This is a genomic window from Sphingobium agrisoli (assembly GCF_041877245.1).
GTDB lineage: Bacteria > Pseudomonadota > Alphaproteobacteria > Sphingomonadales > Sphingomonadaceae > Sphingobium.
The window spans coordinates 60,885-73,767 of the sequence record NZ_JBHDJI010000007.1; the positions used below are offsets into that span (position 1 = coordinate 60,885).

Genomic DNA, 12,883 nt, shown 5'->3' on the forward strand with positions numbered 1-12,883 from the left:
TCGCCTTTCGTTCTTGTCAGGGAAGCATATGGACAGCCTCGCCGCCTTTTCGATCGTCGTTGCGTTGCTGGCGGGCCTTCTCGCCGGCTGGCTGCTGCGCGGCCGCGCTCTCGCGCCGCTCGCCGCTGAAAAGGCCGACCTCGCCGCCCGCCTCGACACCGCGACCGCCCAGCGCAATGCCGCCATCGCCGAACTGGCGGTCGGGCAGGAGCGCGTCGCCCAGGCCGCCGCCCAGACGGCCCGCCTCGAATCGGCACAGGCCGACGCCGCCCGCCAGATCGACACGCTTCGCTCCGAGCGCGAGGCCGCCCTGCGCGATCTCGCCGCCCTGCGCTCCGATGCCCAGGCCCGCGCGCAAGCCTTCGAGGCGCAGATCGTGGCGCTGCGCGACGCGAAGGAACAGCTTTCCGCCCAGTTCAGCGAAATCGGCGGCCGCCTGCTCGAAAGCGCCCAGACCCAGTTCCTCACCCGCGCCGACCAGCGCTTCGCCCAGGCGAACGAGAAGAGCGAGGCGCAGTTGAAGACCCTCCTCAATCCCGTGGAAACCACCCTCAAACGCTATGAGGAAGGGCTGGCCCGCGTCGAAAAGGAGCGCGTCGGCAGCTATGCCGAATTGCGCGAGGCGATCGTCCAGGTGCAGCAGGGCCAGGGCCGCGTCACCGAGGAAACCGCCAAGCTCGTCAACGCGCTGCGCGCCGCGCCCAAGACGCGCGGCCGCTGGGGCGAACAGCAGTTCAAGAACCTCATCGAAACCGCCGGCCTATCCCCCTTCGTGGACTTTCAGGAGGAAGTCTCTGTAACCGTGGAGGAAGGCCGGCTGCGCCCCGACTTCATCATCCGCCTGCCTGGCGACCAGCAGCTGGTGGTCGACGTCAAATGCTCGCTCGAAGCCTATCTGAACGCGGTCGATCAGGTCGATCCGACCTTGCGCGACCGCCACCTCGCCGACCACGCCCGCGCCGTGCGTACCCATGCCGACGCGCTGGGGCGCAAGGCCTATTGGGAACAGTTCGCCAAGGCGCCGGACTTCGTCATCATGTACGTCCCCGGAGACAATTTCGTCACTGCCGCCCTCGAAGCCGATATGGACCTGTGGGAACGCGCCGCCCGCAACCGGGTCATCATCTGCGGCCCCGCGACCTTCCTGCCGCTGGCCCGCACCCTTGCCGGCCACTGGCGTCAGGCCAAGATGCAGGACCAGGCCCGCGAGGTCGCGGAACTCGGCAAGCAGCTCTACGAACGCCTCGCCACCGCCGCCACGCACCTGAAGCGCCTCGGCTCCGGCCTCACCAGCGCGGTCGACAATTACAACAAGTTCGTCGGCAGCTTCGACCGCAGCGTCCTGCCCGCCGGCCGCCGCTTCCGCGATCTCAACGTCGAAACCGGCGGGAAGGAGATCGACGCGGTGGAACCGCTGGAACTGCTGATACGGGACGCGCAATCGGACGAAGCGCGCGCGTTGCCGGCTGCCGAATGACGGCACAGACACGTCTCGCGACCAGGCATCGGAATCTGTCCGTTATCGCACGGGAACCGCATCGCAAAGTCGGCAGCACATGTGTCACACCATGCGGCTGATTGGCCTTAACGGACGGAAGACGGCTTTTTCATTGCGATGATGGCATAGACATAGGTCAATGCCGCCGCCGCGGCGATGCCCGCGCCACGCACGTCATCCGGCAACAGCAGATACGCGGCATAGCATAACAGCGCCCGCATCACGAAATGCACAAACCCCGCCCGGTCGTCCGCGCCCCATCCGTGCGGCACCCAGATCATGCCGGCAAGGATGGCGAGACCGAGGATCAACAGATCGAGATCCTTGGCGGCGCGCACCGCGATCACCACGAACGGGATCATAAGGGCAATGACGGTTATGAAGCGCAGGAACAGCTGGGTTATGGGATTGCGCCTGGCTTGCGACCAGTATCGCAACTGGCCGCGCGCCGCATCGATCAACAGGGCGAGCGGGACCGGTATCGCTGCCGTGATGAATATCGCGATGGGGGGCAGCCGGTCGCCAAGGACATAGGCGGCGATCGCCAAAGCCGCCCATGCCAGCAGGCCGCCGATCGGCATGGCGATGGTGCTGGTCGCGAGATACTCCCGTCTCGCTTCGGCAAGCGAGATAGTCGAATAGTCCGTCATCGGATCACCCCCATCAACAATATCGTTGCCGCAACGCAATAACCTGTTTCGCTCCGAATGTCAGCGCTGGCTGGCCAGATCGCTCGACTGGATATGGCTCTTGAAGGGCACGAGATGGACAATCCGACGCAGCCTTGCTCCGATATTCCCGAACCTCCATAACGCCAGCATGACACGCATCGGCCTGCTCGGCGGCTCCTTCAATCCCGCGCATGGCGGCCACCGCGCCATATCGCTGTTCGCGGCGCGGGCGCTCGGGCTGGACGAAGTCTGGTGGCTCGTCTCGCCTGGCAATCCGCTAAAAGCGGCAAAGGGCATGGCCCCGCTCCCCGCCCGCCTGGCCCGCGCACAGCGGGTCGCCCGCCGCGCCCCCATTCGCGCCACCGCGATCGAGCGGCACCTCGGCACCCGCTACACCATCGACACGCTCAAAGCCCTCTCCCGCCGTTACCCCCGCCACGACTTCATCTGGCTGATGGGCGGGGACAATCTCGCCCAGTTCGGCCAGTGGAGGGACTGGCGCGGCATAGCCCGGCTTTTGCCCATTGCCGTGATCGCCCGACCGGGTTATGATGGTGCAGCCCGTGGCTCTGCGGCCATGAGCTGGCTGCGGCGCTTCGTCCGGCCCGCGCGCCAGAGTGCAGACTGGACGAATTGGAGAGTGCCGGCGCTCGTGCTATTGCGCTTCCGCCCTGATCCAAGATCGGCGACCCTGCTGCGGCAGGCGGACCCCCTCTGGCATCGCGAATATGAAGCAACGTGTGTGCGCGATCCGCTCACGCGCCGGTATATCGTCTAGATTGGAGTATATTTGACTAATCTCGCCCCCGCCAACGATACGGCCGCCAGCGCCGAATCCGTGGCCGCCCTGCACGCCCTTGTCATGCAATCGCTCGACGACGACCAGGCGCAGGAAACCATCTCCATCCCCCTGGAAGGCAAGAGCAGCATCGCCGATCATATGGTGATCGCGAGCGGTCGTTCGTCGCGTCAGGTCGCGGCGATGGCCCAGCATCTCGCCGAGCGGATCAAGAAGGAAACGGGCCGCTCCGCGCGGGTCGAAGGGCTCCCGGTCGCCGACTGGGTGCTGATCGACGCGGGCGACGTGATCGTGCACCTGTTCAAGCCCGAAGTCCGCAGCTTCTACAATCTGGAACGCATGTGGGGCTTCGTCGACGCGCCGGTCGCAGGCAGCGCCTGAGCGGCCCTATGACCGTTCGGTTCGAATAGGTTTCGAGCGAAGCCGAGAAGCCGTATCGAGAACAGCCTTCTCGACGTCGGTCTCGACAGGCTCGAACCTGTGCTCGAAACGAACGGGTAAGTCCTAGATGCTCCTCCACATCATCGCCCGCGGGAAAATTGGCCGCTCGCCGGAGGCCGATCTGGTCGATCGCTATATGAAGCGGCTGACCATGCCCCACCGCATCACCGAAATCCCCGACCGGGGCGGCAAGCTGCCCCCCGCGCCGCCCGGCACCGTCACGGTGATGCTGGACGAAAAGGGCAGGCAGCTTACCTCCCTCGACTTCGCCCGCCGGATCGAGGGCTGGCGCGACGCAGGCACGCGCGAATGCCGCTTCCTGATCGGCGCGGCCGACGGCTTCGATGATGCCGATCGCCAGAACGCCGACCTGCTCATCGCCTTCGGCGCGATGACCTGGCCGCACATGATGGCCCGCGCGATGCTGGCCGAACAGCTCTGGCGCGCCTGCTCGATCCTCTCGGGCCACCCCTATCACCGCGAAGGCTAGCCACATCCTCCCTTTCCCCCTACTCAGGCGGAAATCGGGGACGTGAAGTGAAGCGGGCTTTCCTCATCGCGAGCGGACTGGCGGGCCTTGCGGCCTTCGCCGCCACGCGCCTGCCCGCCGCGCCCGACAGCGCGATCATCCTCCCCGGCACCGCCGGCACCACCCTGGCGCAGGAGCAGCAGGCGCTCAGGGACGCGCGCCGTCAGTCGGACGAGGCGCGCGACCGTTCCGCCCGGCTGGAGCAGCAGGCGACCCTTGCCCGCGACGAGGCCGAGCAGGCCCGCCGCCGCGCCGCCGCGCTCGCCGCCCGCATCCAGCAGGCGGAGGCGGACATCGCCGCCGCTCGCGCCCGCATCGCCATCATCGCCCGCCAGCAGCGCGCCCAGGCCGCCCGCCTCGCCGCCAGGCAGGAGCCGGTGGTTCGCCTCACCGCCGCGCTCCAGATGATGGCCCGCCGCCCCCTCGCGCTCGCGCTGGTTCAGCCCGGATCGGTCGCCGACGCCGTCCATATGCGCGCCGTGCTGGGACAGGTGCTCCCGGTGATCGAACAGCGCACCGCCGGCCTTCGGCAGGAACTGGACAGGAGCCGCGCCCTTCGCGCCACCGCTCAGCAGGCCGCCGACTCGCTCGCCCGCGCGCAAAGCGACCGTCAGCAGCGGCAGGACGCGCTCGCCGCGCTGGAGGCGCAAAAGCGCATCGCCGCCCGCGACTATCGCGCCAATGCCGGCCTCGAAAGCGAACGGGCGCTGGCGCTGGGCGAAAAGGCGCGCGACATCGTCGACCTCATGGACCGGCTGGAGCAAGCCGGCGACCTGCGCGACCGGCTTGCCGCCCTCTCCGGCCCCCTGCTCCGCCCCGCCCGCCCCAGCGACGCCGCCGCGCCGGCCCCCGAACGCGAACGCCGCGCCAGCGGCCCGCCCGCCTACCGCCTCCCCGTCATCGGCCAGCTCGTCACCGGCATGGGCGAAGTCAATGACGGCGGCGTCCGCTCGCGCGGGCTCACTCTTGTCACGCAACCCGGCGCGCAGGCGATTGCTCCCACCGCCGGCCGCATCGCCTTCGCCGGCCCCTATCGCGATTATGGCCAGATCCTCATCATCGACCATGGGCAGGGCTGGACCACCCTCATCACCGGCCTCCACCGCGTCACCGCCCAGGTCGGCGACATGGTGCGGCAGGGCGATCCCGTCGGCATCACCGGCGCGGAACGCCCCAACATCACCGTGGAACTCCGCCGCAACGGCCGCCCCGTGGACATCGTGCCGCTGGTGGGGCTGGGATAATCGGCCCCCATTAACCCGACGCTCATCGTTGATCGGCGACACCCGGTCGAAGCGCGCTTTTGCGTTGCGGTGCGAATCGCCCTATATTGAAGGCTTCGATGCGGACTCCAGGAACCCCCATGAAATCCACCTTCCTCCAGGGCGCGATTGCGCTCGGGGCGCTCGCGCTCATCCCCGCCACCACCGCCGCGCTCGCCGATGGGGAGGCGTCGAGCTACAAGGCGCTCGATGAATTCATGGATGTGTTCCAGAAGGTCCGCTCCGACTATGTCGAGAAGGTCGACGATGAAAAGCTGATCAAGGGCGCGATCGACGGGATGCTCGCCAGCCTCGATCCGCACAGCAGCTTCCTCGACGCCCGCGACTTCCAGAATCTCCGTACCCAGACGGAAGGCAGCTATGGCGGCCTTGGCCTCTCGGTCACGCAGGAGGATGGCGCGGTCAAGGTGATTGCGCCCACGCAGGACACCCCCGCCTGGCGCGCGGGGATCAAGGCGGGCGACTATATCACCCATATCGACGGGCAGCTCATCTATGGCGGCACGCTGGACGAAGCGGTCGACAAGATGCGCGGCGCGCCCGGCACCAGCCTCAAGCTCACCATCGTGCGCGCCGGCCGCGACAAGCCGATTGACCTCACCCTGACGCGCGAGATCATTCAGCTGAAGCCCGTCAAATGGGAAGTGAAGAACAATATCGGCGTCATCAACATCGTCAGCTTCTCGGCCAATACCGGGGCGGACGTGCGCTCGGCGATCCGCAGCATCGACAAGAGCCTGGGCCACAAGCCCACCGGCTATATCCTAGACCTGCGCTCCAACCCGGGCGGTCTGCTGGACGAGGCGGTGAGCGTCAGCGACGCCTTCCTGGAACGCGGTGAAATCGTGTCGCAGCGTGGACGGGCGAAGGGCGATGTCGAGCGTTACTATGCCAAGCCCGGTGACGACGCCAAGGGGCTGCCGGTCATCGTGCTGGTCGATGCTGGGTCGGCGTCCGCGTCGGAAATCGTCGCCGGCGCGCTTCAGGACCAGCATCGCGGGCTCGTGATGGGCGAACGCAGCTTCGGCAAGGGCTCGGTCCAGACCATGCTGCCCTTGAGCAACACCACCGCGCTCAAGCTGACCACCGCGCGCTACTACACGCCCTCGGGCCGCAGCGTGCAGGAAGGCGGCATCCAGCCCGACATCCGCGTGCCGCAGCTGTCCGACCCCGACTACAAGAACCGCCCCAAATTCCGCGAAAGCGACCTGCGCCGTCACCTCATCAACGAGATCAAGACCGACGACGCCGCGCTGGAGGAGGACAGCAAGGACGATCCCCGCTTCGCCATGAGCGCCGACGAGCTTAAGAAGAAGGGCGTCGAGGATTTCCAGCTCGACTATGCGCTGAAAACCATCGCCCGCCTCGCCAGCACCCCCGGCGCGACGATCGCGCAGGCGCAGACGGCCGCGCGCAAGCCGGCGACCAAGTAGCTCTACACCAACCTCCGTTCGCCCCGAGCGAAGTCGAAGGGCACGCGCGCCCTTCGACTTCGCTCGGGGCGAACGGGGTCTGCGTTCATGCACAAGTTCAGCATGACGAAAGCCGCCTTAGGCTTTAAGCGAGTGCCATGAAGAGCCTCCCCCTCGCCCGCGCCCTCGCCCTGCTGACGCCGCTGGCGCTGCTCGGCGGCGGTTATGCCTTCCAGTATATCGGCGGCCTCCCCCCCTGTGAGATGTGCTGGTGGCAGCGTTACCCCCATTTCGCCGCCGTGCCCCTGGCGCTCATCGCCTATGCGCTGAAGGGCCGCCCCTGCTGGAGCGCGCTGTTCGCCGGCCTTGCGGGCCTCGCCATCGGCATCAGCGGGCTCATCGGCCTGTTCCACGCCGGCGTCGAATATCATTGGTGGCAGGGGCTGACCGCCTGTTCGACCAGCGGCGGCGGCTCGGGCGCCGACATATTGAACCAGATCATGGCGAGCCCGCTCACCCGCTGCGACGCTGCCCCCTGGTCGCTCTTCGGCATTTCGATCGCCGGCTATAACGGCCTCTTGTCCGGCGCGGCCGCGCTCGCCATCTTGGCCCTGCTGCTGCGATGGAGGAAGCCATGAGCGAGACCAGGCCCTTTCCCCGGCCGGGCACGAGGCTGAGCGAAGCCGATCGCGCCGCCATGCTGCGGGTCGATCAGGCGGGCGAATATGGCGCGACCCGCATCTATGCCGGCCAGCTCGCCGTCATGGGCGACCGCCACCCCTTTGCGCGGATCATCGCCGGGATGGCGAGCCAGGAAGAACGCCACCGCCAGGCGTTCGACGCGATGATCGCGCGGCGCGGGGTTCGCCCCACCCTCCTGAAGCCCGTGTGGGATGTCGCCGGCTTCGCGCTGGGCGCAGTCACTGCCGCGATCGGGCCTCAGGCCGCCATGGCCTGCACCGCCGCGATCGAGACCGAGATCGACCGCCATTATGCCGAGCAGCTGGAGCAACTGGGCGACGAAGACCCGGAACTCGCCCACGCCATTGCGGATTTCCAGGCGGAGGAGGTCGAGCATCGCGACGCCGCCATCACCCATGGCGCCGAGCAGGCCCCCGCCTATCCGCTGCTGTCGGGCGCGATTCGCCTCGGCTGCCGCGCCGCCATCGCGCTGTCGAAGCGCATCTGAGAAGGACGAGATGATGAGCAAGCCCCTGATGATCGCCGCGCTCGCCCTGATGGCCGGGTCCGCGCCCGCGGTCGCGCAGCAGGCGACCGTGCCCACCGCTGTGACCGACAATGGTAACGAGAAGGTCAATCTCGTCATCGTCTATGGCGACGACGCCTGCCCGCAAAGCCAGGGCAGCGAGATCGTCGTGTGCGCGCGCAAGGGCGAGGAGGAACGCTACCGCATCCCCGAACCGCTGCGCGGCGATCCCAACAACCCCAGCAACCAGGCGTGGGGCGAGCGCGTCCGGTCGATGGAATATATCGGCCGTTCCGGCACCGAAAGCTGCTCGCCGGTCGGCGGCGGCGGCGCGACCGGCTGCTTCGCGCAGCTCGCCCGCCTCGCCAAGGCGGAGCGGCAGGCGGCAAACGACGCCAGCTGGAAGGATCTGGTCGAAGCCGAGCGCGCCCGTCGCCTCTCCACCATCGACGCCGACAGCGAAGCGATCGAAGCGCGGGTGAAGGCCGAGGAAAAGGCCGCCGCCCAATCTGCGCCCGCGCCCCAGCAGTGACGGAAGGGCGCGCCTCGCGCCGTCATGCGGATGGACATGGCGCGGGGGCGCGCCGCTCGAAACGGGGCATGAAGAAAGGCGATCCGATGCGGCCCCTGTTGCTTCTTCCCCTGCTCGCGCTGACGACCCCGGCTGTCGCGCAGCCCGCGCCCCCGCCCCAGCGCATCCAGAACCTCACCGTCTATGGCGACGATCCCTGTCCGCAGGGTGAGGGCGACGAAATCGTCGTCTGCGCCCGCCGCCCCGAATCCGAACGCTACCGCATCCCCAAGAAGCTGCGCGAAAAGCCCGCCGTCGCCGGCGGCCCGGGCTGGGGCAGCCAGGTCGCGACGATGGAGCAGGTCCAGCGCCAGACGCTGCCCAACAGCTGTTCGGTGATCGGCAGCAACGGCTTCACCGGCTGCACCGCCAAGATGCTGGAACAATGGTTCGCCGAACGGAGAATGCAGGAAAGCCGCGGCGAACCGTGAGTTGGAGCATCGCGCTTAAGTCGGGATTACACTCATTTCCGTTCGGGCTGAGCCTGTCGAAGCACTCTTCTTCAGAACAAAGTGCAGCCCTTCGACAGGCTCAGGGCGAGCGGTTCACGGGGTAGGCACAATGCCCTACCGCGCCCCCTCCAGCGCCGCGCCTTCATCCACCGTCGCGCGGAAATCGGGACGCAACCGCAGCCCCGCCGCCTGCTCATAGGCATAGCCCGCATCCAGGAGCCTTTGCTCGGCATAGGCCCCGGCGATGAAGCTCAACCCCACCGGCAATCCGCGTACCAGCCCCATCGGCACCGTCAGATGCGGATATCCCGCGATCGCCGCCGGCCCGGTCGATCCGCCCGGCCCCTCATATTGGTCGCCCCACACCGTGTCCGACGGCCATGCCGGCCCGTAGCTGATCGTCACCAGCAGATCGACATGGTTGCCCGCCAGCATGGCGTCGATCCCCTCACGCCCCGCGAGCAGTAGCGACTTCTCCCGCGCCGCTTTGTAGGCCGCATCGTCAAGCCCGGCCTTGGCCTGCGACGCGACGAATATGTCCTGTCCGAACAGCGGCATTTCCTTGTCAGCCTGCGCGGTATCAAAGGCGATGAGGTCGGCCAGCGTCCGGCTCGCGACCTGATCGGGCCGGGTGGAGGCGAGATAGGCGTTCACGTCGGCCTTGAACTCATATTTCAGCACCTCGTAGCTCGCGTCCGACATGCCCTCCATCGCCGGCTTCTTGACCTCCACCAAGGTCGCGCCCAGCCCCTTCAGCACCGCCAGGGCGGCCTCGTACCGGGCCAGCAGTTCCGGCTGCGCGCCGCCGCGCAGCACCCCGATCCGCATCCCCCTGATCTTCATTGGGTCGATCGCGGCGGCATAGTCGCCCGCATGGGCCATCGCGTCGACAGTGGTCGGGTCGCCCGGATCGCTTGCGATCAGCGCGGAGAACAGGATCGCCACGTCGCGCACGCTGCGCGCCATCGGCCCGGCGGTATCCTGGCTATGGCTGATCGGGACGATATGGGTGCGCGGAACCAGCCCGATCGTGGGCTTCAACCCCACCAGCCCCATCATCGATGAAGGGCAGATGATCGACCCGTTGGTCTCGCTGCCGATCGCGGCCGGCGCAAATCCCGCCGCCACCGCCGCGCCCGATCCGCTCGACGATCCGCAGGTGGTGCGGTCGAGCGCATAAGGATTGCGCGTTAGGCCCCCCACCGCGCTCCACCCGCTCATCGACCGTTCCGACCGGAAATTGGCCCATTCGGACAGGTTCGTCTTGCCGAGGATGATCGCGCCCTTCGCCTTGAGCGCCACCGCGACCGGCGAGTCGCGGCCGGGATCGCTCCGCGCCAGCGCCAGCGATCCCGCCGTGGTCGGCATCCCCGCCGCCTCGATATTGTCCTTGAGCAGGATAGGCACGCCATGCAGCGGCCCGCGCAGCGTTCCCGCCCGCCGCTCCGCATCCAGTGTCCGCGCCTGCGCCATCGCATCGGGATTGATGGCGAGGACGCTGTTGAGCCGTGGCCCCTGCCGGTCCATCGCCGCGATCCGCTTGAGGTAAGCGCGCACCACCTTCTCGCTGCTGGTGCGCCCGCTTGCGAGGTCCGCGGAGAGCGACGCTATGCCCTGGTCCTCTATCCCCGCCTGCGCCGCCGGCGCGAACAGCAGGGCAGCGGCGATCGCGAACGGCATCTTCATCGGGGATAGGTCCGGTCCATATGGTCAAGGCTCTTGACGATCAGCCGCTCCAGGACCGCCATGTCGATCCCGGAGAGGCGCTTCACATAGAGGCACCCCTTCCCCCGCCGATATTTGCCCAGCGTCTCGAAGTCGGCGTCCTCCAGCCCATGCATGTAGAAAACCAGTTCCGCCTTGCGCGGCGAAAAGCCGATGCGGCAACTTTCCCCTTCCCGCCCGCTTTCATAGCGATAGTGGTAGCGGCCGAAGCCGATGATGCTCGGTCCCCACATCCGCGCCGGCTCGCCCGAAAGCTGCGCCATCAGCGTGGCGACCGCGCGCCCGTCCGCCTGCCGTTCCTCGGGCGCGACGCCCGCCAGGAAATCCTCGACCCCCGTATCGGTCTCGACCGTCTTGTTCGCCTGCCCCATGGCTTGCCATCTCCCTGCCGCTCGACTAGGGGATAGCGCGTCATCTGGGGAGTAGCCAGCCGTTCGCGCGTGCGGACGGGCCATATGTCAACATATTTGGCCGAGAGGCCATGGCATATGGGATGCGGCACGAAGGCCGCATCGGGCGAGACCAATGGCATCGACGCTTCTGTCCGGCCGGGTGGAAAGCGACGATGGCATTGTGTCTAGCATTCCGCCCGGCCCCGGTACGCCTATGGACGCTCTTCTCACCTCCGCCGCTTTGGTGGCGCTCGCCGAAATGGGCGACAAGACGCAATTGCTGGCGATGCTGCTCGCAACACGCTTTCGTAAGCCGCTGCCCATCATCCTCGGCATCTTTGCCGCCACGATCGCCAATCATTTCCTCGCCGCGCTGGTCGGCCACTCGATCGCCGGCGTGCTGACCCAGCCCTGGTTCCGCTACGCTGTCGCCCTTTCCTTCATCGCCATGGCGGGCTGGACCCTCATCCCCGACAAGATCGACGAGGACGCGCCGCTCCGCGCTCCATCGAAGGCTGGCGTGTTCGTCACCACGCTGATCGCCTTCTTCCTGGTCGAGATGGGCGACAAGACCCAGGTGGCGACCGTCGCGCTCGGCGCGCGGTTCGACAATCTGATCGCCGTCACCATGGGTACGACGCTCGGCATGATGGTCGCCAACGTGCCCGCCGTGCTTTTCGGCGAAGCGCTGGCGAAGCGGGTGCCGATGCGCGCGCTTCAGGTCGGCGCGGCGCTGCTGTTCCTCGCGCTCGGCCTCTGGATGCTGGCCGACCTTGTCGGCCTGCTTGGCTGAAATGGCGATGCGATCCCCGTGGGACGGTTGTCAGCGCGCGGCGGCTGTTGCAAGGGGGAGGCACGGAGTCATTCCCCGGAGCTTGAACGACATGGGACGCGCGTGATGAAGGACAGTCTGGTTACCATCTTCGGCGGCGGCGGCTTTCTCGGCCGGCAGGTTGCGCAGGCAGTGATGGCGCGCGGCGGCCGGGTCCGCATCGCCCAGCGCGATCTATCGACCGCGCTTAGGGTCAAGCCGCTCGGTGCCCTTGGCCAGACCCAGTTCGTCGCGGCGGACATCCGCAAGCCCGCCAGCGTCGCCCATGCGGTGCAGGGCAGCGACATCGTCGTCAATCTGGTCGGCATCCTCGCCGGCGATTTCGACGCCTTCCACCGTCAGGGCGCGGCCAACGTCGCGAAGGCGGCGGCCGATGCGGGCGCAAGGGCGCTTGTCCATGTCTCGGCCATCGGCGCGGACGCGGAAAGCCCGTCCGCCTATGGCCGGTCGAAGGCGGCGGGCGAAGCGGCGGTCAAGGCCGCCTTCCCCACCGCCACGATCATCCGCCCGTCGATCATCTTCGGGCCGGAGGATCAGTTTCTCAACCGCTTCGCCGACCTCATCAGCCTGTTCCCCGTCATCCCGGTAATCAGCGGCGCGACCCGGTTCCAGCCGGTGTTCGTCAGCGATGTCGCCGAAGCGATCGCCAACGCCGCGGCCGATCCCGGCCAGCATGGCGGCAAGACCTTTGAGCTCGGCGGGCCGCAGACCTTGTCGATGAAGGAGATCAATGGCTGGATCGCCGGTGCGATCGGACGGACCAAGCCGCTGATCGAGGTGCCGGCCGGCGTCGCGTCGCTGCTCGCCCTGCTGCCCGGCGGCCCCATCACCCGCGACCAACTCGCCATGCTCGGTCGCGACAATGTCGTTGCGCCGAACGCACTGGGCCTCGAAGCGCTCGGCGTCGCACCGACGCCGATGGGCGCAGTCGCCGACCGCTGGATGGTCCGCTACCGCAAGCACGGCCGATTCGCCGGCCGCGTCAGCGCCTGAAGCACCACGTCCTCCCCTGAAAGGGGAGGCGGCTGGCCGCAGGCCAGACGGAGGGGTGCCAGCCTGTCCGGACAGCGG

General features: G+C 67.7%; 15 protein-coding genes and 1 riboswitch. Of the genes, 12 read left to right on the forward strand and 3 right to left on the reverse strand.

From position 1 onward, the window contains the following. Positions 1–28: 28 nt before the first annotated feature. A complete protein-coding gene (locus ACETPF_RS12550) occupies positions 29–1,477 on the forward strand; it encodes a DNA recombination protein RmuC (RefSeq protein WP_373934834.1) in 1,449 nt (482 codons plus the stop codon). A 107-nt stretch (positions 1,478–1,584) separates the two neighbouring features. Here ACETPF_RS12550 and ACETPF_RS12555 read toward each other — a convergent pair whose 3' ends face one another. Next, a complete protein-coding gene (locus ACETPF_RS12555) occupies positions 1,585–2,148 on the reverse strand; it encodes a DUF7010 family protein (RefSeq protein ID WP_373934835.1) in 564 nt (187 codons plus the stop codon). A 169-nt stretch (positions 2,149–2,317) separates the two neighbouring features. On the opposite strand from ACETPF_RS12555, the gene ACETPF_RS12560 reads away from it, so the two are divergent. From ACETPF_RS12560 to ACETPF_RS12600, 9 genes are all read left to right on the forward strand, one after another. Continuing rightward, on the forward strand, positions 2,318–2,947 hold the full coding sequence (locus ACETPF_RS12560) for a nicotinate-nucleotide adenylyltransferase (protein WP_373934836.1): 630 nt from the start codon (positions 2,318–2,320) through the stop codon (positions 2,945–2,947). A gap of 12 nt (positions 2,948–2,959) precedes the next feature. Continuing rightward, a complete protein-coding gene (gene rsfS, locus ACETPF_RS12565; RefSeq protein ID WP_373934837.1) occupies positions 2,960–3,349 on the forward strand; it encodes a ribosome silencing factor in 390 nt (129 codons plus the stop codon). A gap of 127 nt (positions 3,350–3,476) precedes the next feature. Continuing rightward, entirely contained in the window at positions 3,477–3,899 is a 423-nt protein-coding gene (locus tag ACETPF_RS12570; protein WP_373934838.1) for a 23S rRNA (pseudouridine(1915)-N(3))-methyltransferase RlmH, read from the forward strand. A gap of 47 nt (positions 3,900–3,946) precedes the next feature. Then, complete coding sequence (locus ACETPF_RS12575; protein WP_373934840.1) at positions 3,947–5,182, forward strand: murein hydrolase activator EnvC family protein; 1,236 nt, start codon at positions 3,947–3,949, stop codon at positions 5,180–5,182. A gap of 119 nt (positions 5,183–5,301) precedes the next feature. Further along, positions 5,302–6,654: a S41 family peptidase gene (locus tag ACETPF_RS12580; protein ID WP_373934841.1), complete on the forward strand. Its 1,353-nt coding sequence runs from the start codon at positions 5,302–5,304 to the stop codon at positions 6,652–6,654. A 137-nt stretch (positions 6,655–6,791) separates the two neighbouring features. Continuing rightward, positions 6,792–7,271 (forward strand): disulfide bond formation protein B, encoded by a 480-nt coding sequence (locus tag ACETPF_RS12585; protein ID WP_373934843.1) that lies wholly within the window; start codon positions 6,792–6,794, stop codon positions 7,269–7,271. Next, positions 7,268–7,822, forward strand: a complete 555-nt coding sequence (locus ACETPF_RS12590) for a demethoxyubiquinone hydroxylase family protein (protein WP_373934844.1) — start codon at positions 7,268–7,270, stop codon at positions 7,820–7,822. The genes ACETPF_RS12585 and ACETPF_RS12590 overlap by 4 nt, the downstream gene beginning before the upstream one ends. 13 nt (positions 7,823–7,835) lie before the next feature. Next, on the forward strand, positions 7,836–8,372 hold the full coding sequence (locus tag ACETPF_RS12595; RefSeq protein ID WP_373934845.1) for a hypothetical protein: 537 nt from the start codon (positions 7,836–7,838) through the stop codon (positions 8,370–8,372). A 68-nt stretch (positions 8,373–8,440) separates the two neighbouring features. Further along, on the forward strand, positions 8,441–8,842 hold the full coding sequence (locus tag ACETPF_RS12600) for a hypothetical protein (RefSeq protein ID WP_373934846.1): 402 nt from the start codon (positions 8,441–8,443) through the stop codon (positions 8,840–8,842). A gap of 135 nt (positions 8,843–8,977) precedes the next feature. On the opposite strand, the gene ACETPF_RS12605 is transcribed toward ACETPF_RS12600, so the two are convergent. Together ACETPF_RS12605 and ACETPF_RS12610 are read right to left on the reverse strand one after the other, a co-directional pair. After that, positions 8,978–10,549, reverse strand: a complete 1,572-nt coding sequence (locus ACETPF_RS12605; RefSeq protein ID WP_373934847.1) for an amidase — start codon at positions 10,547–10,549, stop codon at positions 8,978–8,980. Further along, positions 10,546–10,959, reverse strand: coding sequence for a DUF1801 domain-containing protein (locus ACETPF_RS12610; protein WP_373934848.1), 414 nt, complete (start codon positions 10,957–10,959; stop codon positions 10,546–10,548). Before ACETPF_RS12610 ends, ACETPF_RS12605 begins: the two co-directional genes overlap by 4 nt. Positions 10,960–10,992: 33 nt before the next feature. Further along, positions 10,993–11,102, forward strand: a riboswitch (yybP-ykoY riboswitch). A 92-nt stretch (positions 11,103–11,194) separates the two neighbouring features. Here ACETPF_RS12610 and ACETPF_RS12615 point away from each other — a divergent pair. Then, positions 11,195–11,773 carry a TMEM165/GDT1 family protein gene (locus tag ACETPF_RS12615; RefSeq protein ID WP_373935056.1) on the forward strand — a complete coding sequence of 193 codons (579 nt, stop codon included), beginning with the start codon at positions 11,195–11,197 and terminating at the stop codon, positions 11,771–11,773. 105 nt (positions 11,774–11,878) lie between these two features. After that, positions 11,879–12,805 carry a complex I NDUFA9 subunit family protein gene (locus tag ACETPF_RS12620; RefSeq protein ID WP_373934849.1) on the forward strand — a complete coding sequence of 309 codons (927 nt, stop codon included), beginning with the start codon at positions 11,879–11,881 and terminating at the stop codon, positions 12,803–12,805. The last annotated feature ends 78 nt before the right edge of the window (positions 12,806–12,883 follow it).